This window comes from Desulfonatronovibrio magnus (genome assembly GCF_000934755.1).
GTDB lineage: Bacteria > Desulfobacterota > Desulfovibrionia > Desulfovibrionales > Desulfonatronovibrionaceae > Desulfonatronovibrio > Desulfonatronovibrio magnus.
Genome location: NZ_JYNP01000039.1, coordinates 13,124 through 34,884 on the forward strand (window position 1 = coordinate 13,124; position 21,761 = coordinate 34,884).

Here is a 21,761-nt window from a genome sequence, read left to right on the forward strand (position 1 = left end):
TAAAGCAGATAGCTACCTTTTTCCATCAATCAGGCGAAAGTCGGAATCCAGGATAAATGAATAATCATATGGCGAATTTGGTGAACAATTTCATTCAAGTGTCTGATTGCAACAGGAGTCTGGATTACGAATCTAACTGCTTAGAAAAAGATGAATAAAAGCTTGCTGACAGTACCAGGCTAAGTTGAACTAAAGTTGAACTAAAAAAGTTGTTTTCACGCTATAAGATATGGCAAGCTTTGCCAAGTTAAAATTATTCGTTTTTTTGGTGCATGCGAGAGTTTATGGTATTTGGCGCGGGGCTGAACGTCTTTGAGACTGTCTGACTGGATTGCCGCAGTCATTTTATGAGAGCACCGTTTAAAATTATTGTTGATGAAGTTAAAGAAAACAGATATAAGGACGATTAACTAAAGCATGGTATTTTAAGTTTTCTTGAATATAGCTGTAAAGATTTGCTAAGCGCTGCAACCGAGCCGGTGTGGCCTGCTGGTTCAGGGTATTTTATTTTATTGCTGGACAGTCATAATTTCTCGTGCAAAGCCTTGAATTTACTGCTATTTTATAAACTTGAACTATTACATTTATCATTTTTTTGAGATAATTTTTCAGGAGGTCTATAAACATGGGTGGAAATGACTCCAATGTCCTTTTGACTCTTGACATTGACATAGTTGCCGCAAATGCCGGGGATATAAAATCCAAACTCAAGGATGCCATCACTGATGACATGGATTCTCTTGTTCTGGACTTTAACAAGGTTGATCAGGTTGACTCTGTTGGGATGGGTGTTCTAATTGCGACATTCAATTCCTTGAAGAAAAAAGGCAAGGGCTTTAAAATTACAGGTGTTGATGAAAAAATTTATGATCTCTTTCAGGTTATGAGGCTTAACAAGCATTTTGAAATTGAAGTAAAAGAAGCTTAAATTATTCTAATGCGAGCTTTGCCCAGAACCCAGTTGTCTGTTATTTGTTAATTGTTATCAGGGTAAGGCAGTGAATTCAGGCTTTTGTTCTTCAACTATTAACTGATAACAATTTATTACAAGTAACTAAAACAAAATTGCCAACAAAATCAGATGGTTACAATTTTCATGTTTTTTCGATTTTTGCTTATGATTGATGCACATTTGCCTGAAAATTCCGTCAAAGATGGGAACTTTGCGCTTGGCACAGGGACTGTCCCTCGCTGTGAAAATTTTATCATTAAAGCAAGTTTCTTCCAGGAACCAATGCAGTATCAATCTTTTTTATAGTACCTCGCGGGGACTGTCCCAATTTTCAAATATGGGACTGTTCTTCAATGTGGAGGCGGCTTCCAGCCGCCTGGAATTAAATAGCCTGCAGGATGCAGGCTCCACTTTTAAGACAGTTACTCACAAGTTCGGTCCCGGGCCGCCCGGGTGAGGAGCTTTTAAGGGTTGATCGTGGGAACTGTCCCATTACCTTTGAAAAGGGCTGATTTTGGATGAGAATTTATTTAAGTATAGCAAAAGGATAAGGGTATGGATGACGAAACCTTGCAAATGTATGTGGAGGAGTCCAGAGAGCATCTCGAAGATATTGAAAATGATCTGCTGACCATTGAGGCTGATGGAGATGATATAAATATTGACCTGGTCAACAAGGTTTTTCGTGCGGCTCATTCCATGAAGGGTGGTGCGGGCTTTCTTGGTCTGAATAATGTCAAGGAACTTGCTCACAAGATTGAAAATGTTCTGGATATGATCAGGAACAATGAAATCGTACCCAACCCTGAAATAGTCAACATTATTTTGCTGGCCTTTGATCGCCTTAGTGAGCTGATTGAAAACATTGCACAAAGCGATGATATGGATATTACAGAGCATGTTGTAGCTCTGACAGGCGTGGCAACGGATACCATGCCTGATTCTGAAAAGGATTCCATAGTTAATGAACTGGAAATCAAGGACTCAAGAGGTCGCAAGATTTTTGATGTTTCTGAGTTTGATCTGAATCAGGCCCGCAAGGGTGGAAAAATTGTCTACCTGCTTGAGTTTGATTTAATCAGAGATGTTCATCGAAAAGACAAAAAGCCTTTGGATTTGATCAAGGACATGCAGTCTACTGGATCTATTCTTGATTTGAAGGTGGATATTGAAGGAGTGGGTACGCTGGATGATGATGAATTTTCCAATCGTATCCCATTGTTTATTCTTTTTTCATCAATAATTGAGCCTGATATTGTTAATACACTGTTTGATCTTGAGCCGGACATGGTCATTGTAGTGGACGAACAGACTACCTCGCCTCAGGCTTCTGCTGAAGAAAATCACGTGGAGACTGAAGATGATACTTTGGATGAGCCTGAATCAATAGATGAGTTTGAGCAGGTCAGGTCCAGAGTAGAAAATATGGATGAACATGACCTTGAAGATCAAGACGAAGAAACCGAAGAATCCATTATAACCGCAGAGGATATTCAGTCCTTTGCTCAAGATGATGATGAAATTGCCATAAAAGAAAGTGAAAAAGTTCAAGCGGCAGACCAAAAGCCTCAGCCTCCCAAAGCAGAGGAAAAGCCCCCCAAAGCTCCCCCAAAAGACCAAAAAACTGCTCCCATATCAGCCAAATCCGTAAAACCCAGGGCCGCAAAGCCGGCCAAGCCCGCTGCAGCTCGGGCACAGGCTGCAGCCATGCCTGAATCTTTACGGGTGCATGTAAGTCTTCTGGAAAATCTAATGAATCTTGCTGGAGAGCTGGTGTTAAGTCGCAATCAGCTCATGCAGGCTATTTCCACTAAAGATGATCATTCCATGGGCCTTGCCGGGCAACGCATAGATCTGGTTACTTCAGAGCTGCAGGAAGCCATCATGCTTACCAGAATGCAGCCGGTGGCCAACATTTTTAATAAATTTCCCAGAGTGGTACGAGATCTGTCCCAGGACCTGGGAAAAGATATTGATCTTATTCTTGAAGGCAAGGATGTTGAGCTGGATAAGACTATTATCGAGGGACTGTCTGATCCTTTGACTCACTTGGTCAGAAACTCCGCTGACCATGGTGTGGAGATGCCCGACGCAAGAGTAGCAGCAGGTAAAAAACCACAGGGAAAAATTATTCTCAAAGCCTTCCATGCTGCCGGCCAGGTCAATATAGAAATTATTGATGATGGTAAAGGAATACCTGTAGATAAAATTATCAGCAAAGCCCTGAGCAAGGGACTCATCACTGAAGAGCAGGTCAAGTCCATGTCTGATAAGGACAAGACCAATCTGATATTTTTGCCTGGACTTTCCACTGCAGATCAGGTGTCCGACGTTTCAGGACGGGGCGTGGGCATGGATGTTGTCAAGAGCAATCTTGATCGTCTCGGTGGTCAGGTGGATATTGAAACAGAAGAGGGTAAGGGAACATCCATCAGGATCAAGTTGCCTCTAACCCTGGCCATTATTCCCAGTCTTCTGATTTCCGTGGGCGATGACAGATTTGCCATCCCCCAGGTTAATGTTGATGAGCTGATCCAGATTCCGGCTAATCTTGTTGGTGAAAGGATTGAAAAGGTTGGCGATGCTCAGGTTCTCATTCTGCGCGGCGAACTTATACCTTTGATGACCTTATCTGATGTTCTGCATTTAAAAAATGGTCAGGACATTGTAGGGTCTTCATCCAAAGTGACTCATATCAGTAAAGGCAAATCCAAGGGCAAGCCGGAAAAGCAATCAGACGTCACAGAGCCACAGGTGGAAGGATCTTCCCAACCAACTAAGAATCATGAAATTAAACAGATAACAGGTGATGTTGACATAGTAGTGGTTTCGGCCGGTTCTTTCAAATATGGTCTGGTCGTGGACGAGCTCCACGATTCCGTGGAAATTGTGGTTAAGCCCCTTGGCAGACATTTAAAAGGCTGTGATGGTTATGCTGGAGCTACTATAATGGGTGATGGCCGGGTAGCTCTTATTCTTGATGTGATTGGTCTGGCCAGACTGGCTGAGCTTTCCACCATGGCTGGAACTGAAAAGGCCAAGGAACTTGCCAGGCAGAAAGAGGAGGAAAAAGAAGTAGAAGATCGTCAGTCGCTGTTTTTATTCAACAATGGACCTAAAGAATACTGCGCAGTTCCCTTGGATCTGGTGGCCAGAGTTGAGCTTATTAAAGCTGATCAGATTGAGATTGCTGGAGGCAAAAAGGTTATCCAGTACCGTGGGGGAAATCTGCCCATATTTGCTCTTGAAGAGGTTGCCAATGTCAACCATCTCGAGCTTGAAGGCGAGCTTGTAGTTATTGTCTTTTTCATGGCAGGCCATGAGATAGGTCTGCTGGCAGCTCCTCCTGTGGACGCCATCGAAACCAAATTCAAGATTGATGATTTTACCCTTAAACAGCCAGGTATTTCAGGTTCCATGGTTCTTAATGGCAAAACAACTCTTATTGTGGATATTTTTGAGTTTATGGAAACTCTTAATCCTCACTGGTTTGCCAAGCGTGAGGTGCATCAGCCTGCTGGTGAGGATAATCATGAACCGAGTAATAAAATTCTTCTTGTAGAAGATTCAGATTTTTTTCGAGCCCAGGTCAAAAAATTTATTGAGGATGAAGGTTATGAAGTAGTCAAAGCAGCTGAAGATGGACAAGTTGCCTGGGACTATCTTAATGAGAATCTCGGGGACATCAGCTTGGTGGTTACTGACCTGGAAATGCCGGTAATGGATGGATTCGAACTGACAGAACTTATAAAAAATGATGACCGGTTCAGACATTTACCTGTTCTGGCCTTGACTTCCCTTGCAGGTGAGGAAGATGTAAACAGAGGTAAACAGGTGGGTATAGATGACTATCAGATTAAGTTAGATAAAGAAAAGCTCATGCAGAGTATTTTCAATTTCTTGAATAAGAAGGCAGCTTGATGGGTCAGAGGTCAGAAGTCAGAGGGCAGAGATTACCCTTCGTTCCCAGGTTTGGGTCCGGGAACAAGATAAAACCTGGATTCCGGCTTTCGCCGGAATGACGGTAAAGAGTAAAAACCTGGTTTAACCGTCACCCCGGATCAAGGCCCGGGACAGGTTTTGATCCGGGGTCCAGTTTGTTTGAAGTTACTTGTAAGCTCCTCACTTGGGCGGACCGGGACCGAACTTACAAGTAACTACAATCGTTTTGATAATAAAATCAGATGGTTATAATTTTCATGTTTTGACGATTTTTGCTTATGATTGATGCACATTTGCCTGAAAAATTCCGTCAAAGATGGGAACTTTGCGCCTGGCACAGCTTCCTGCCCGGAGGCTTACAGCCCGGAGGGGGACTGTCCCTCGCTGTGTAAATTTTTCCATTAAAACAAATCTCTACCAGGAACCAATGCAGTATCAATCTTTTTTATAGTATCTCGCGGGGACTGTCCCAATTTCCAAATATGGGACTGTTCTTCAAGGTGGAGGCGGCTTCCAGCCGCCTGGAATTAAATAGCCTGCAGGATGCAGGCTCCACTTTAAAGACAGTTACTCACAGGTTCGGTCCCGGGCCGCCCGGGTGAGGAGCTTCTGAGTAACTAAAAAATCAGCCTTAACACGAGATTGCTTCGCTTCGCTCGCAACAAGGATTGCCGCGCACGCCCCAGTTGAATGGCTGCGCCTACACTGCGTGTATTCAACGAGGTAAAAAGACTCGCTCGCAATGACACCTGAGCTGTCAGGGATGTGGTTGCTGAAAACCTGTCACCCACGAGGGAGCCTAAGTGACCGAAGCAATCTGTATGGTAAAACCATCATGCTTTGAATTTATTACTAATTTGGCTTTAGTTACTTGTAAGTTCTTGTTTTACCGTCTAGTTGTGAACCTAATACAGATCTAAATAGATAATTTATATATATTTTTTAAACATAGTGTTCAATATTTCCGGAGGAAGGGATGAAAAACATCAAGCTTAGTGTAAAGTTGATCGGCGGGTTTCTTGCCGTAGCAATCATAACCATGATTGTAGGAGTAGTTGGGTGGCGGGGTGCCATTAATCTTGATCAGCAGATTAATGAAGTAGGACTTGTTCGATTGCCCAGCGTGGAGTCATTGCTCAGAATTCAGGAAGAAACTCAAGACATTCAGGTTAGTATCAGAACACTTCTCTCTCCAAACCTCACAACAGAAGATAGAAGACGACAATACTCAGTGATTGAGGAAGCAAGGAGTGGATTACAGGAAGCATGGGATATATACGAACCACTTCCCCAGACCCGTCAGGAAGAAGCATTGTGGAACGAATTTGTGCCTGTGTTTAACCGCCTGAGAGACGCTAATAATCAGGTCGTCAGTATGTCCAGGGATGTTGAAAATTCGGGCATACTTAATCCTATGCTATACATGAATAATATCAATCAATTTACAGCTGATCATTATGGTCTTTTAAACAGAGTACGTAATCTCATTGATTTTGGACAGACTTTTGAGGGCGGAGACGACCCCACAGCCTGTAATTTTGGCAGGTGGCTGGACGGATTTGAAACCGAAAATGCAGATCTAAGGGATTTGATAAGGCGTATGGTTGCTCCTCATAATGATTTTCATGGTTTTGTGCCCAGGATCAGGCAATTGGTGGCTGATGGAGCACAGGATCAGGCCAGAGAAATTCTTCGCACGGAAATGGCTCCGAGAGCAGATGAGGTTTTTTCATACTTTGATCAGATGCTGGAAATAGCTGAAGCATCCGAAGTGCTGTTTCAGGACATGAGCAGATTTGCCCTGCAGAATGCTTATCAGGCGTCTCAGGAAGCAACGGAGCTGCTGGACCAGATTGTCGAGCTAAATTCAAGCCTGGCTTCAGAAGCTGTAGTTGAAGCAGAGCGCAGCGCTGACAGCATTCAGCTTATGGTTATTATCGGCATGGTGGTCGGAACATTAATCGCCATTTTTATCGGCATATTTTTAACTTTGGGAATCACCAGACCAATATTCCAGGGTGTTGAGTTTGCCAAGGCCATGGCTGATGGTGATTTGTCCAAAAAGCTGGATATTAATCAGAAGGATGAAGTCGGCCAGCTTGCTGCAGCACTAAATGAAATGGTGGAAAGTTTAAGCAGCAGGTTTAAGGACATTAACAGTGGAGTAGGCACACTGGCTTCATCATCTACTGAACTTAACTCCATTGCCGATGATATGGCCACCAGATCTGATCAGACAGCTGGCAAATCCAGTACAGTTGCTACGGCTGCTGAGGAAATGAGCTCCAATATGAGTTCTGTGGCTGCGGCCATGGAGCAGGCAGCTACAAACGTTAATACTGTTGCCACTGCTTCTGAGGAAATGAGCGCGACTATTTCAGAAATTGCACAAAATTCTGAAAAGGCTAAAGAAATAACCAGTAATGCTGTTACCAAGGCAAAAGAAAGCTCTGAAAGAGTGGATGATCTCGGCAGGGCAGCAAGTGAAATCAGTAAAGTCACTGAAACCATTATGGCCATTTCATCTCAGACCAATCTCTTAGCACTTAATGCCACCATTGAGGCGGCAAGAGCAGGTGAGGCGGGCAAAGGATTTGCTGTTGTTGCCAATGAGATTAAAGAGCTTGCCCAGCAGACTGCCAAAGCAACTGACGAGATTAAGGAAAAGATTGATGGCATTCAGGAAGCTACTGGTATGACCGTTACTGAAATTCAGGAAATCAGTCAGATCATTAATGATATTGACTCAATAATTGCCACTATAGCCGCGGCAGTGGAAGAACAAAGTGTAACCACAAGGGATATTGCTGAAAATGTTGGTCAGGCAGCCACAGGAATCCAGGAAGTTAATGAAAATGTGGCTCAAAGCTCCACAGTGGCCCAGGAAGTTGCCCAGGATATAACAGAGGTAAGCTCCAATGCCACAGAGATGAGTAATTCCAGCGCTCAGGTAAGGCAAAGCTCTGATGAACTTTCACGCCTTGCTGAAAAGCTCAAGGAGCTCATGGCTAAGTTCAGACTGTAAAGTATTTGATTTTCGATAATAAAGATTAAATTAAGTTTATATAATGGTCGTCGGGGAAGGGCTCTTTGGCCGCTGAGATTGTCAGGCTCTTGCAAATTTTTGCACGGCAAGAGTTCCTTTCCCAGGCTTTTCACAAACAGTGATAGACACTTACCATAGACTTTATTTCTTCCAACCCGGAACAAAAAATCAGCAACTTTGAACTCTCAAGCTATACTGATATAAGGCGCTCTATATTTGAGCGCCTTTTTTTTCAATTGGGTACCCGGACCTGTTTCATGCAGGCCCGGTTTGAATTCAAGGAGAAGATTATGCCCATAGCAGGCAAGGATAACCGCAGGCACAAACGTCGCTCTCTTTATTATTATTTGCAGGTATTAGATCAAAGCTCCAAAGCGGAAATCGGACGTCTGGTCGATATTCATGTGGCAGGGCTTTTACTCATCAGCAAAACAAAATATGAGCAGGACATTGCTTTTGATTTGCATATTCCCATAGAAGAAGATGCTGTCAGCAGCACTCCACGTGACCTGAAACTCAAGGCTACAGTATGCTGGTCCAATCAGGATATCAATCCTGCCTACTATGTTACAGGCATGCAGTTTGTTGATGTGACTACGGAACAGGAAGATATCATTGAAGAGCTGATCAGAACTATTGGGTTTAAACGTTAGCACTGCAGCGACATTTATGCATTGTGCCCTGGGACTGACTCTTATACTGCTGAGAATCTCAATCTGCTAATCTTTCAAGGCCAGGAGTGCACTTAAATGATAGAAGAACAGGAAACAACCGGCATTGCCATTGAGATTTTGGTAATTATCCTGCTCGTTGCCATTAATGGCGTTCTGGCCATGTCTGAGATCGCTCTGGTCAAATCTCGGAAAATTCGTCTTAAAGAATTGCTCAAGAAAGGTAAGAGAGGGGCAAAGTATGCCTTGCATCTTGTGAGAAATCCTAATAGGTTTCTTTCCACAATTCAGATTGGCATTTCGCTGATGGGAATTTTGAGCGGAGTTTATGGGGGTGCGGTTATTGCCTCCCAGCTTGAACACCTCATCAAAGACATCCCATATATTTCAGACTACTCCTCAACAGTCAGTTATGTGCTGGTGGTGGCAACTATCACTTACCTGCTTCTTGTGCTTGGAGAATTGATCCCAAAGCGAATTGCCATGCTTAATCCTGAGAAAATTTCATCTGTTATAGCCATTCCCATGGTATACCTGTCCAAACTGGCAGCACCTGCAGTCTTTATTTTAAGCATTTCTACTAATGGTCTTTTGCGCATATTCAGGATTAAACGCCATGAAGAAGAGCCTCCTTCTGAAGATGAGATTAAACATATGTTTCGTCAAGGTGCCAGGAGCGGCACTTTTGAACCTGATGAAGTCAATATGGTGGAAAGGGTTCTCAAGCTGGATGATCAGACAGTGGGCAGCCTCATGACAAGGCTTGAGGACATGGTCAAGCTCATGGATGGAGAGTCTTTTGATGATATTATGAACAAGGTCAGAGTTACAGGGCATACCTGTTATCCTGTTTTGAAAAAGGGAGATGAGGAAATCCTTGGAACTATTCATGCCAAGGATCTTTTATCTGCCGGTTGTGGAGATCGCCCCAGCATTAAAGATTTTGTAAAGCCTGCAGTTTATGTTCAGCGTGGCATGAATGTATTAGATATGATGGACCAATTCAAAAAATCCAGGGAGCATATGATCCTGGTTAATGATAAGGATGGTCATGTTGTTGGGCTGGTAACTATCAATGATGTTTTGCAGGCAATAACCGGACAGTTGCCGTCACCAAAATGGCCCCAGGAACCCTGGATTATTCACAGGAAAGATGGATCCATGCTGCTTGATGGACGACTTGGCCTTGATGAACTGAAAGAGGTGCTGGATATGTCTGAAAATGCACAGGAAGACCCTTTTAATGTTAGAGAAGACTATGACACACTGGCTGGCCTGGTTATGAGTATGATGAGCAAAGTCCCCATCAGTGGCGATAAGTTTGAACTTGGGGGTTACAGCTTTGAAGTCGTTGATATGGATGGCTTGCAGGTTGACAAGGTTCTGGTCAAGGTGCTGCCCGATGTTGAGGATTCCGGGCAGGACCGTGACGTAGAATAATGAGATTTTCAGCCTGGCTTAAGAAACGCGTAATGCACCCCGCTTAATGCTCCCTCAGAGAAGAGACCAAAGACGGTTTTGCCGACTTGATATTTGTGCTAAGAGTGCAAGGCATCCAGAGCTGGCAGAACTTTTTTGGGAAATTCAAAACGCACTGTTTTGAGCGGATCCACTACCTGACAGAAACGCAGGTCACCGGCCATACTCATAAGCATGGCTGCATGATTTTCACTGATTTGCAGGAACCTGGTTAAAAACATGACCATATTATTGACAGCCCCGGTAACGGCTTCATCAGCTGTTTTGGCTGAATACACAGTGGCCACCATGTCCTGTGTTTCCAGAAAAGGGGTGGGCAGACCTTTTAATCTGGGATATACGGATGTTTTGAGCAGTACTTCTCCAGATGTTTCAGCTCCGGACACGCCAATTTCACCATCACCTTGTGCGGCATGCAGATCTCCGCATCCCATTAAAGCGCCCTCCACCTCAACTTCAAAATAGACCCTGCAACCTTTGGTTATTACCTTGCAGTCCATATTGCCGCCGTGTTTTTCAGGTGTTCCGTTGGGGATTTCCCTTTCCCTCGGTGCTACACCAATGACTCCTACCATGGGGTTGACCGGAATTTCCGCCATTCCTCTGAAGTCCAGCACATTGTCTTTATGCTGCAGGATCACAGTCTCCATGGATGAGATGAGACTGCCAGGCACTCCCTCACCTGGGGCAACAACAACCCTGGAGTCTTTCCCTATGGTTATGTTCAATATATCTATGCCGAGAATATCTCCTGGCTTTGCTCCATTGATATAAACCGGTCCTGTGGCAGGATTTACATTATCCCAGTCTAATCGGTCCAGAAGGTCATCCTGGTTTTTGATCTGACCTGAAAAGCAATCAAGGGTTTCCAGAGTGAATTCCTGCCCCTGATCCACCCGCATAGCTGGTTCAAGTTTGGCAGAGAATGCATAAAAAAGGTGTTGGGAACTGAGTTTCTGGGTCATGGTAAAACTCCTTACGAGTAACTGGAATCGTATTGCAAATAAAATCAAATACTTACGAAATTCAGTATATTTGCTCTTGTTCCCAGGCTCCAGCCTGGGAACACCTATTTTTTTGTGGCTCCAGCCACATTTTGAAGAAGCGGCTGGAGCCGCAAGAGTAAGACGTCCCCAGGCTGGAGCCTGGGCACGAGGTGTATGAGTTACTCACACGTTCGGTCCCGGGCCGCCCTGGTGAGGCGCTTACAAGTAACTACAATCGTTTTGATAATAAAATCAGACGGTTATAATTTTCATATTTTGATGATTTTCGCTTTGATTAATGCACATTTGCCAGAAAAGTTCCGTCAAAGATGAGAACTTTGCGCTTGGCACAGGGACTGTCCCTCGCTGTGTAAATTTTATCATTAAAGCAAATTTCCTCCAGGAACAAATGCAGCATCAATCTTTTTTATAGTACCTCGCGGGGACTGTCCCAATTTCCAGATATGGGACTGTTCTTCAAGGTGGAGGCGGCTTCCAGCCGCCTGGAATTAAATTGCCTGCAGGATGCAGGCTCCACTTTAAAGACAGTTACTCACACGTTCGGTCCCGGGCCGCCTGGGTGAGACGTTTACAGGGCCTTTTCAATTCTTTCCATAGCTTTTTCAACATTTTCCAGAGAATTGAAAGCACTGATGCGTATGTATCCCTTGCCGCAAAGTCCAAAGCCATCACCTGGAGTGCACACTATTCCAGCCTTATTGAGAAGATCATCAAAAAAGCTCCAGGAATCTTTTTTACCGTCAATCCAGATGTAAGGAGAATTTTCACCGCCTGTGCACTCAAAGCCGAGTTTTTGCATTTTTTCCTTAATGATTCCTGCATTGGTTAAATAGTAATCAATACTGGAACGTACCTGTTTCTGGCCCTCATCACTATAAACTGCCTCGGCAGCCTTTTGAACAGGATAGGAAACACCGTTAAATTTTGTTGATTGCCTGCGGTTCCACAGGGCATGCAATTCAACCTCCTGCCCCTGAGCATTGTAGCCTCTGCATTTTTTGGGAACAACAGTAAAAGCGCACCTTGTGCCGGTGAAGCCTGCTGTTTTGGAAAAGCTGCGAAATTCTATGGCTACTTCATCTGCACCATCTATTTCGTAAATTGATTTTGGCAGCTCAGGATCACGGATAAAAGCTTCATACGCTGCGTCAAAGAGAATAAGAGCCTTATTGTCTTTGGCGAATGCAACCCACTTTGCCAGTTCGTCCTTAGTGATTGTGGCTCCAGTGGGATTATTGGGGTAGCAGAGGTAAATCAGGTCAACAGGAGATTGAGGCAGATCAGGGATGAAATTGTTATCTCTGGTGGACTCAAGATAAACAAGTTTCTGATAACGTCCATTAGAGAAAGTACCGGTCCTGCCGGCCATGACATTGGTATCTACATATACCGGATAAACCGGGTCAGGCACTGCCACCACAACATTTGTATCAAAGATCTCCTGGATATTGCCTGTGTCACATTTTGCGCCGTCACTGATGAATAACTCGTCAGAGTCAATCCTGGCTCCTCTTGACTGGTAGTCATTTTGGGCAATGATCTCACGCAAAAATCCATAACCCTGCTCCGGACCATATCCCTTAAAACTTTCAGATACGCCCATTTCATCAACAGCCTTGTGCATGGCTTTGAGGCAGGCCAGGGGCAGGGGAAGGGTCACATCGCCAATCCCCAGTTTGATGATCTCCTTGTCCGGGTTGTCTTTTTGAAATCTGTCAATGCGTTTGGCTATATCTGCGAAAAGATATGATGATTTCAGCTTGAGGTAATGCTCGTTAATTTTGATCATAAAGTAATACTCCTGAAGATGTTATCGATTAAGTAGTTTTCATTCTGAAACGGCTCTTTTCCCTTCTATCGGCGTCAACCTGCACAATTATTCGTCCACGTATTAAGATACGCCTCCTCATAATTGATTGATTTCTTTGCCAAAAAAAAATCCTCGTTTCCGCAAAGAAAACCAATAGTTTCAACATCCGGAAACAAAGACTTTGCGGATGGAAACTAAGTATCAGTAAATTTGAAAGTTCAAAGTCTATTGGTAAACATTTATTGAAAAAAGGCCTGAACTGTTACCAGCCATTAAAACCTTAAGTAGATAAAATATTCGGACTAAGCTGTCAAATCGGTGTTGCTATATTTTTGCATGAGGTGTATTTGGCTCAGCTTTTGGATTGATGGCTTCTGAGTAGCTTCAATCGCATATTTAATAAATTGGGAGCATTACGGTTTTACCATACAGATTGCTTCGGTCGCTCAGGCTCCCTCGTGGGTGACAGGTTTTCAGCAACCACATCCCTGACAGCTCAGGTGTCATTGCGAGCGAGTCTTCGAGCGCGGCAATCCTTGTTGCGAGCGAAGCGAAGCAATCTCGCGCTAAGGCTGATTTTTTAGTTACTTCAAGGTTCAGTCCCGGTCCCCCCGGGTGAGGCGCTTACAAGTATCTATAATAGTAGAGGTGAGTCAGTGAAGAAAAACTATATGCCTGGTACTCTTAAAGCAGACATGCTCCTGCTTTTAACCGCCTTGATCTGGGGGGTGGCCTTTGTAGCACAAAGGGCAGGCATGGAACATATGGGACCGTTTATCTTCAATGCCGTTCGTTTCGGCCTGGGCGCCCTGACTCTGCTGCCTGTTATCTACTTCAGGAAAAAAAAAGGAATCATTGATCATGCCTTACAAGATCAGGGTAACGGTTTTCTAATAAAAGCTGGTATAGTTACCGGTCTTTTGCTTTTTGCAGGCAGCAGTCTTCAACAGGTTGGCATAGTTTATACTACTGCAGGTAAAGCAGGTTTTATTACAGGGCTTTATGTTGTGCTGGTTCCCATTCTGGGTCTGTTTTGGGGGCAGCGCCCGGGCTTGGGGGTTTGGGCAGGTGCGGCAATGGCTGTAACTGGATTGTATCTGTTAAGTGTAACAGACACTTTGAGGATAGAGCAGGGAGATTTTCTGGTTCTGCTTTGTGCTGTAGCTTTTGCCTTTCATGTGCTGGCCATTGGTCTGTTTGTAAGCAGGGTGGACTGTGTAAAGCTGGCCGCCCTTCAGTTTCTGATAACTGCAGTTCTCAGTCTCATGACTGCCCTGGTTTTTGAAGAAATTGTTCTCAGATCACTATGGGAAGGTATCATACCGATTCTATATGGTGGAGTTATGTCTGCCGGCGTTGCATATACATTGCAGATTGTCGCGCAGCGCCAGGCACCACCTGGACATGCAGCCATTCTTCTCAGTCTGGAATCGGTTTTCGCTGTTGTCGCAGGCTGGCTCATATTGAGTGAGGTGCTTGGTTCTCGAGAGATTGCCGGATGCATGTTGATGCTTGGCGGTATGCTTGCAGCCCAGTTGTATTCGTTTAAAAGCGTTGAATAAGTTTTTCAAGACATGACCAACAAGGTTGACAAAAGGGTAAAGCATATTTATGTTGTTTTTTTCAAATAAGGAGGATATATATTAATGTTTGATTTAACTGATTCTGCAAAAGGCCAATTGGATAAGTATTTTGAAACCCAGGATAAGTCGCCCATAAGGGTGTATATGGCGGCTGGCTGAGGCGGACCGCGCCTGGCACTTGCTCTGGATGAGCAAAAAGATAATGATAATGCCTTTGATGTAAAAGGTTTTCAGTTCCTGGTGGACAAAAATCTTATGGATACAGTTGCACCTATTCAGGTGGATCTGACTGAAGCTGGTTTTGTTATTAATTCCAGCCTGAAAATAGATCCCAGCGGATGTTCTTCCTGTACTTCCTGCTAAATAGTTGTTTGACTCATCTGTCAGTCCATTTACTTTCAGCATGGGAGCAGCTTTTAAGACAACTGCTGGTATCCCAGGTTTATATTGAATGGCACAAACATTTGTTTGAGAGCTGTTAACAGTATAGCCTTCTGTCACTGGCTTATTTTAGAGCCAACTCACTGTAAGCTTTGACTGTTCAGCCGGCAAACTCACATCTTGAAACGGTCATGTTTAGAACGTGGCCGTTTTTCTTGGTTTAAATACCTTCAGTTGTTACAGAATTTTTTTGAAATTAATTTTACGAGGTTACTAAGATGAAATGTATTACCATCAAAAAAGGCGTTGATTGTGCCTTCATGTCTTCTAATGGATGTTCCTATGATGGCGGAGAATGCTATCCCATAGTAGAAAAGTGTGAAGGATGCCAGAGGGTTAGAGAATTTGAAGGCAAAATTTACTGCAACAGTTATCCTGATCCGGCAGCCAAATGGGATCACGGGGCCTGTAATTTTGCCACTCATATTCAAGCTACTGTGGACAAGTCAGGACAGGTCAAGATTAACCCCCTCAAAGCATCCAAGAGAGCAGCAAGAGGACGTTAGTTCCAAGTTTCAAGTGACGGTGCCCCGTAGTTATTTTTTTCGAATTTTTATCAGCCTGTCTGTTTTTCAAAAATAATAACTGCGGGGTGATCCTGCCCCATGTTCGGCTGATTTGATGTTTGAATTTGGCAAAAGTGCCTGTGCCCGGTGGCCGAAACAATAATTTACACAAAATGTCGCTGAATTGCTAATGCGGGCTGTAGCCGCAACCCAAAAAAAAGAGATTTTAACCGCCCGTTCGCCCCTGTTGAATGGCTGCGCCTACACTTCGTGTATTCAACTGGGTAAAAAGACTCACTCAAGACGCCCAGTTAAACCCTGCTGCGCAGGAACGCTTTCAGCGTTGTTTAACCGGGCAGGCAAAGGGCGCAAAGGAAGAAAGAATTTTTTTCATTTGCCGAGGAACCCAGTTAAACCCGTCTGCGACGGAGACTACGTCTGTTTAACAAGGCAGGCGGCAAATGAAAAGCCAGCCTTTTTGAAAACCTATGTTCGGTTTTCAAAAAAACATCTTCTTTATTGTCTTTAACTTTGAGTCCTTCGCGTCTTTGCGGTTCAAAGTTTCTTGTTTTTTATGACAGGGTTTCAGGAATAAGTTACTAATATTTTAAAAAAGTCATAGAGCTGAAAATGAGCCGTATATCCGAATACCTTAAAGACCAGGAAAATGTTGTTATTGATTTGCAGAAAGCTCTTGTTGCAATACCTGCCTTAGGCCCTGACAACAATGGGGATGGTGAGAAGCAGAAAGCTGACTTTTTGATTGATTATTTTAAAAAAATGGGAATTAACGATATTATTGAGGTCAACTCTCCTGACTCCAGGGTGTCTGGAGGATATCGCCCTAACGTTGTAGTTAAGATTCCTGGCAAGAACACCAGCAGAACCCTGTGGATTATATCCCACACTGATATTGTACCGCCTGGAGACTTGAGTCTTTGGGAGAGTGATCCTTATGAACTCAAGGTTGACGGGCAATTAATTTATGGTCGTGGGGTAGAGGACAATCACCAGGGCCTGGTTTCTTCTATATTAACTGTCAGAGCCTTTATTGAGCTGGACATCACACCTGAAATCAATCTTGGTCTTATTATGGTTGCAGATGAAGAGACTGGGAATAAACATGGTTTGCCACATGTTCTGGAGCAGAGGCAGGATCTTTTTTCCCAACAGGATTTGTATCTTGTTCCTGATTTTGGCACATCTGATTCCAAGATGATAGAAGTGGCTGAAAAAAGTATGCTCTGGGTCAAAATTTCGGTTTCCGGCAGACAATGTCATGCTTCGAGACCTGATAAGGGCATTAACACCCTGGTGGCCAGTTCTGCCTTTATTGTTGCCCTTGATGAACTGCATAATTATTTTAGTGATTACAGTGAGCTTTTCAGTCCGCCTGCCTCAACTTTCTGTCCCACTAAGAAAGAATCCAATGTCCCCAATATTAACACTATTCCAGGTTATGATGTATTTTACATTGACTGCAGGATACTGCCCAATTATCAAATTGATGAAGTTTTGAATAAAATCAAAGAGATAGGTGCAAGAATTGAGTCTGATTACAAGGTTGGCATCACCTATGAGACTGTCTTGAAAGAACAGTCTGCTCCTTTTACCGATCCTTCCAGTGAGATCGTAACGGAACTGACCAGGGCCATTAAGAACGAGCTGGGAGTTGAAGCAGTGCCGCAGGGAGTAGGTGGTGGAACTGTGGCTGCTTTTCTCCGGCACAGAGGCTATAATGCTGTAGTCTGGTCCACCCTGCACGGAACCGCCCATCAGCCCAATGAATGTTCAAGCATTGTCAATACCATTAATGACGCCAGGGTGATGGCCCACCTGATTGCTCCCCGGTAATTTGTTCATGATCAAGTCATCTCCGCCCCAGGTCTTTGGCGTCATTGTAGTTGGTGCGGGCCATGCCGGCTGTGAAGCTGCTCATGCTGCTGCAGTCATGGGGCATAAAACCCTTCTTTTAACCATCAATATTGATCGCATAGGTCATCTTTCCTGTAATCCCGCCATTGGCGGCCTGGCCAAAGGGCATATGGTTCGTGAAATTGATGCTTTCGGCGGGGCCATGGGGATATGGGCTGATGCTGCAGGTATCCAGTTTCGTCGTCTTAATACCAGAAAGGGGCCTGCGGTCAGATCCACTCGAGCCCAGATAGATCGACAGAGATATCTTGGGGTTGTCCAAAAGACTCTGTTCGGTCTTGATAATCTATATATTCGTGAAGCCTCTGTAGAGACTGTTTTGACTCAGGGCGGCAGGGTGACAGGTATAAAGACCAGGATCGGGGAAACAATTTTTTGCAGAAAGCTTATCCTTACAACTGGAACATTTATTCGCGGACTTATCCATATCGGCATGGATAATTATGGTGGAGGGCGGCTTGGAGATCCACCCAGTATTGGACTGTCCGACTCTCTTGTTCAGATGGGAATTGATCTTGGTCGACTTAAAACCGGAACTGTTCCCAGACTTTTGAAGCAAAGCATAGATTACTCAGTCATGGAGACACAGCATGGAGATGATCCACCCCCCAGGTTCAGTTTTCAAGTTGAATCTCAGCTTCTTCCTCAACTGCCATGTCACATAACATACACCAATGAAAAAACTCATGAAGTAATAAGAGAGGGGTTTGAGCGTTCTCCCATGTTTCAGGGGGTAATTACTGGAACAGGAGCCAGGTACTGTCCTTCCATAGAGGACAAGGTGGCCAGGTTTCCAGAAAAGGATCGCCACCAGCTGTTTGTGGAGCCTGAAGGTCTGGACAGTTTTGAGGTATACCCCAACGGAATTCCCACCAGTTTGCCCCTTGATATTCAGAAAAGAATGCTTGCCACCATACCTGGTCTGGAAAAGGCAATTATTGTCAGACCGGGATATGCCATTGAATATGATTATATCTACCCCACACAGCTTAAGCCGACCCTTGAAACCAAGATGGTGGAAGGGCTTTACTCAGCAGGTCAGATTAATGGTACATCAGGGTATGAAGAGGCTGCAGCACAGGGGCTGTGGGCGGCAGTAAATGCTGTATTGAGTATAAGAGGTGAAGAAAATCTGATTCTGAGCAGAAGTGATGCATACATGGGCGTGCTGGTGGATGATCTGGTGACCAAGGGCACTATGGAGCCTTACAGAATGTTTACATCAAGGGCAGAGTACAGACTTTTGCTGCGTGAGGATAACGCAGACCAGAGACTGACCCCCATCGGTCGAAGAGTCGGCCTGGTTGGTGATGAGCAATGGGCTGTTTTTTCTGAAAAGCAGGACAAAAAAAGAGTGGTTCGTGATATACTGGATTCCACTGTCATCCGTCCTGACCAGCAGACCAGAAAGGTGCTGGAAAGCATCAATGCCTCCATTCCCGGTAAAGCGGTCAGACTGTCAGAAATATTAAGGCAGCCTCAGCTTGACATTAAGTCTCTCGGAGCCTTTAACTCGCAATTGCTTGATTATGCAGACGAAATCCTGGATCAGGTTCAGATCGAGGTTAAGTTTGACGGATACCTGCGCAGACAGGAAGAACTGGTCCGCAAATCAAGATATCTTGAGAATTACAAACTGGATTTTGATCTGGATTACAGTTCTATCCCGGGACTTTCCACTGAAGTTGTGGAAAAATTACATAAGATCAGGCCCCTGACTCTTGGACAGGCTGGAAGAATCTCCGGTGTAACTCCGGCTGCGCTGTCTTGTTTAGAAGTTTATATCAAGGCCAGAAATTATTGATTTTAGATTAAACCCCTTAAAGTTTAATGGTGCAGGCCGGTTATCAGGTATACCTGTCTGCCACCTGCTAAGATAAATATCTGTTGAAAGTTGCAGAAAAATTGTCCATTATTTCAGCGACTCGTTACTGTAATGTCAGAAGATTTTTTTTTCATAATTTCTACCAGCATATAGCAAAAGTTAATGAATCAGCAATTCTGGCCACAAATCAGCTCCAGCTTCTCCCAAACTGTATTTTCACCACAGGGAATTATTTTTCTGTTTATTGTTCTGGGACTGATTGCAGGGTTGATTGTCTACTATATCATTAATCAGCGCATCCAGAGACAAAGGGAAAAAAATGCACCAAGGGTGACTGATGTCGGAGCCAGAAAAGACATTAACGAAATATTGCAGTCAGCACTGACCTTAAACAGTAGATTCGACATCAGACTGGAAGGCACCAACCGGGAACTATTCTGTGTGTTCAGAGATATTGATAAAAATTTTTTGATTCTGGAGTTGCCTGCCAAAGTCAAGGCTTCCCGAAACTGGATTGGCCGCAAGGTGGAAGGGTTCTTTAAATTCAGACCCCCCGGCCAGAAACTTCAGTTTTATAAGTTTGAGTCATCAGTTCAAGATATCATCCCTGCTTCCGTCTCACAACTGATTGCCCTGCAAATTCCTGCCAGTCTGCGTATGGAGCAGAAAAGGCAACATCTCAGGCTGGAAGTTCCGCTAAGTTATATTAAAAAATTTGAAGTACGTCCCTTTTCATTTGATGAGAAAGGGCATTTATACAGGAATGTTCAGAAATTTGGAGATGTTATCTGGCGACACGACCCTGAAGCTGTCAAACAGGTATTCAACCTTATGGACATATCCGGGGGAGGCCTGAGGGTCAGGGTGGATGCCAGGGAGCTGGAAGGTGGCGCGGATTTTATCAAAAGTAATCCATCCCTGGTTATTACCATGGAGTTTATAAAGGATCCAGACCAAAGTGATGACCTGGAACTGTTTCATGTGGTTTGCAGGGTCCGTAAGCATTATTATGACGGCATGGGTAATCACGTTCTCGGCATGCAGTTTACACATAAAGCAAGGCTTGATCCTGAGACACAGGCTATCGCGAACTGGGAGCAGGTCTCGCTGGAAGAGGGAGTTGAGGATATCACAACCTGGGTTGTCAAAACTCATATCAGACTTTACCGGGAAAAAGGTCTGACTTGATAAATGCCTTGAAACGATTTTTAATGTCCGAATAATCAACTTGTAACACTAAACAGGAGGCAACGGTTTTGGAAGATGGTTCGGAAAGCAAATTATGGTCGGTTTTGCGTAAGGTTTTCGGATCACGCTGCGAATCTCCTTTGGAAGAAATAATTATGGAAGCCAAAGAAGATGGAGAGTTAAAGAGTGAAGAAGTACTCATGCTTTTGAACGTATTGAGGCTCAGTCAGAAGCAGGCCATTGAAATCATGGTTCCCAGAACTGACCTTGTTTGTTGTGAGGTTGATGAGTCTATGAAGGAAGTGGCCCGGATGATAATAGAAAGCGGCCATTCCAGAATTCCTGTTTATCATGAAAATCGTGACCATATGGTAGGCCTTGTCCACGCCAAAGATCTTTTAAAGTACTTTCTTGACGAGGACAATGATGCTTCTCTGACCAATATAATGCGTCCTCCGTATTTTATACCGGAAACCAAAAATATTAAAGATGTACTGCTGGAGTTTCAGACTAAAAAAATTCATATGGCCATTATTCTCGATGAATATGGAGGAACTTCAGGAGTTGTCACCCTTGAGGATGTGCTTGAGGAAATTGTCGGCGAGATAGAAGATGAATATGACCCTCCAAAGCCACAGGAAATACAGGTGCAGCAGGATGGTTCTTACTATGTTTCCGGAAGAACATCCCTTGATGAGTTGCAGGATGAACTGGGTATTGAGATTCATTCGGAGCAGGTTGAAACCATCGGCGGTTATGTATGTCATATTGCCGGGAAAGTGCCACAAAAAGAGGAAGAGTTTTCTGATGGAAGGTTCAGATTTACAGTCAGGGAAGCTGATGCCAAACACATTCAATGGCTGGTTATAACTCCTGTCCACATGATAAGCATTGATGAAGCTGACAGATAGTTTTTAGTTACTGATTTAGCCCGCTGCATGCTGGCAGGGTTAAGGATTTATTTTAGGCGCTTATTGGAAATTTCAAACCAAAATGTTGTTTCATTTTCAAAGAAAGCCAGGAGTTTTTGCCCACGGAACATACGGAAGGGCACGGAAGTGTTTTTCAAGCGTTGCGAAGCAACGCATATTCCGTGAAATTCAGTGTATTCCGTGGGCAGTCTCTCTTGTCCCGAAGGGGCCTCTTTTCCCGCGCAGGGTCGCGGAAAAAGCCTAGTAACTTAGCGTTTCAATCCTGTAAAAAAAACAAGAAATTTATTTAACCTTGAAAGAGCAATGATGCCCAAAATCCTTATTCTTCGGCCTTCAGCCTGAGAAGTAAGGTTATCGCCCAAACTTAACTATTCTTGTTTAAATTGGGTTGCGGGCACAGCCCGCATTAGAAATATTTGGCGTGCTGTTTCGCAGCAGCAGTAT

Annotated in this window: 14 protein-coding genes; 12 read left to right on the forward strand and 2 right to left on the reverse strand. The window is 44.1% G+C overall.

From position 1 onward, the window contains the following. Positions 1-625: 625 nt before the first annotated feature. From LZ23_RS05475 to LZ23_RS05495, 5 genes are all read left to right on the forward strand, one after another. Positions 626-928, forward strand: coding sequence for an STAS domain-containing protein (locus tag LZ23_RS05475; RefSeq protein WP_045212294.1), 303 nt, complete (start codon positions 626-628; stop codon positions 926-928). Positions 929-1,507: 579 nt separating this feature from the next. Further along, positions 1,508-4,873, forward strand: coding sequence for a hybrid sensor histidine kinase/response regulator (locus tag LZ23_RS05480; RefSeq protein ID WP_045212296.1), 3,366 nt, complete (start codon positions 1,508-1,510; stop codon positions 4,871-4,873). A gap of 997 nt (positions 4,874-5,870) precedes the next feature. Next, positions 5,871-7,919, forward strand: coding sequence for a methyl-accepting chemotaxis protein (locus LZ23_RS22355; RefSeq protein ID WP_052507141.1), 2,049 nt, complete (start codon positions 5,871-5,873; stop codon positions 7,917-7,919). A 311-nt stretch (positions 7,920-8,230) separates the two neighbouring features. Then, entirely contained in the window at positions 8,231-8,593 is a 363-nt protein-coding gene (locus tag LZ23_RS05490; protein WP_198145909.1) for a PilZ domain-containing protein, read from the forward strand. Between the two features lie 96 nt (positions 8,594-8,689). Continuing rightward, the gene (locus LZ23_RS05495; RefSeq protein ID WP_045212299.1) at positions 8,690-10,051 is read left to right on the forward strand and encodes a hemolysin family protein; all 1,362 of its coding nucleotides are present in this window, start codon (positions 8,690-8,692) and stop codon (positions 10,049-10,051) included. A 98-nt stretch (positions 10,052-10,149) separates the two neighbouring features. Here LZ23_RS05495 and LZ23_RS05500 read toward each other — a convergent pair whose 3' ends face one another. Further along, a complete protein-coding gene (locus tag LZ23_RS05500; protein ID WP_045212301.1) occupies positions 10,150-11,055 on the reverse strand; it encodes an acetamidase/formamidase family protein in 906 nt (301 codons plus the stop codon). Positions 11,056-11,665: 610 nt separating this feature from the next. Then, complete coding sequence (locus tag LZ23_RS05510; RefSeq protein ID WP_045212304.1) at positions 11,666-12,886, reverse strand: LL-diaminopimelate aminotransferase; 1,221 nt, start codon at positions 12,884-12,886, stop codon at positions 11,666-11,668. A 677-nt stretch (positions 12,887-13,563) separates the two neighbouring features. Between LZ23_RS05510 and LZ23_RS05515 the strand changes: the two genes are divergently transcribed. From LZ23_RS05515 to LZ23_RS05550, 7 genes are all read left to right on the forward strand, one after another. Continuing rightward, complete coding sequence (locus LZ23_RS05515; RefSeq protein ID WP_332308263.1) at positions 13,564-14,469, forward strand: DMT family transporter; 906 nt, start codon at positions 13,564-13,566, stop codon at positions 14,467-14,469. 84 nt (positions 14,470-14,553) lie between these two features. After that, positions 14,554-14,853 carry an IscA/HesB family protein gene (locus LZ23_RS24940; protein WP_084590903.1) on the forward strand — a complete coding sequence of 100 codons (300 nt, stop codon included), beginning with the start codon at positions 14,554-14,556 and terminating at the stop codon, positions 14,851-14,853. A 296-nt stretch (positions 14,854-15,149) separates the two neighbouring features. Next, positions 15,150-15,437, forward strand: coding sequence for a PxxKW family cysteine-rich protein (locus LZ23_RS05525; RefSeq protein ID WP_045212307.1), 288 nt, complete (start codon positions 15,150-15,152; stop codon positions 15,435-15,437). Between the two features lie 630 nt (positions 15,438-16,067). Beyond that, a complete protein-coding gene (locus tag LZ23_RS05535) occupies positions 16,068-17,291 on the forward strand; it encodes a M20 family metallo-hydrolase (RefSeq protein ID WP_045212311.1) in 1,224 nt (407 codons plus the stop codon). 7 nt (positions 17,292-17,298) lie between these two features. Beyond that, on the forward strand, positions 17,299-19,176 hold the full coding sequence (mnmG, locus tag LZ23_RS05540) for a tRNA uridine-5-carboxymethylaminomethyl(34) synthesis enzyme MnmG (protein WP_045212312.1): 1,878 nt from the start codon (positions 17,299-17,301) through the stop codon (positions 19,174-19,176). A gap of 183 nt (positions 19,177-19,359) precedes the next feature. After that, positions 19,360-20,385 (forward strand): PilZ domain-containing protein, encoded by a 1,026-nt coding sequence (locus LZ23_RS05545; protein WP_045212314.1) that lies wholly within the window; start codon positions 19,360-19,362, stop codon positions 20,383-20,385. 68 nt (positions 20,386-20,453) lie between these two features. Further along, complete coding sequence (locus LZ23_RS05550) at positions 20,454-21,296, forward strand: hemolysin family protein (protein WP_045212316.1); 843 nt, start codon at positions 20,454-20,456, stop codon at positions 21,294-21,296. Positions 21,297-21,761: the final 465 nt, after the last annotated feature.

Bases quoted from the DNA above. Each gene is read 5' to 3' on its own strand.
- LZ23_RS05500 (WP_045212301.1), bottom strand. From the start codon at position 11,055: ATGACCCAGAAACTCAGTTCCCAACACCTTTTTTATGCATTCTCTGCC.
- LZ23_RS05525 (WP_045212307.1), top strand. From the start codon at position 15,150: ATGAAATGTATTACCATCAAAAAAGGCGTTGATTGTGCCTTCATGTCT.
- LZ23_RS05535 (WP_045212311.1), top strand. From the start codon at position 16,068: ATGAGCCGTATATCCGAATACCTTAAAGACCAGGAAAATGTTGTTATT.
- mnmG (WP_045212312.1), top strand. From the start codon at position 17,299: ATGATCAAGTCATCTCCGCCCCAGGTCTTTGGCGTCATTGTAGTTGGT.
- LZ23_RS05545 (WP_045212314.1), top strand. From the start codon at position 19,360: ATGAATCAGCAATTCTGGCCACAAATCAGCTCCAGCTTCTCCCAAACT.
- LZ23_RS05495 (WP_045212299.1), top strand. From the start codon at position 8,690: ATGATAGAAGAACAGGAAACAACCGGCATTGCCATTGAGATTTTGGTA.
- LZ23_RS05490 (WP_198145909.1), top strand. From the start codon at position 8,231: ATGCCCATAGCAGGCAAGGATAACCGCAGGCACAAACGTCGCTCTCTT.
- LZ23_RS22355 (WP_052507141.1), top strand. From the start codon at position 5,871: ATGAAAAACATCAAGCTTAGTGTAAAGTTGATCGGCGGGTTTCTTGCC.
- LZ23_RS05510 (WP_045212304.1), bottom strand. From the start codon at position 12,886: ATGATCAAAATTAACGAGCATTACCTCAAGCTGAAATCATCATATCTT.
- LZ23_RS05475 (WP_045212294.1), top strand. From the start codon at position 626: ATGGGTGGAAATGACTCCAATGTCCTTTTGACTCTTGACATTGACATA.
- LZ23_RS05480 (WP_045212296.1), top strand. From the start codon at position 1,508: ATGGATGACGAAACCTTGCAAATGTATGTGGAGGAGTCCAGAGAGCAT.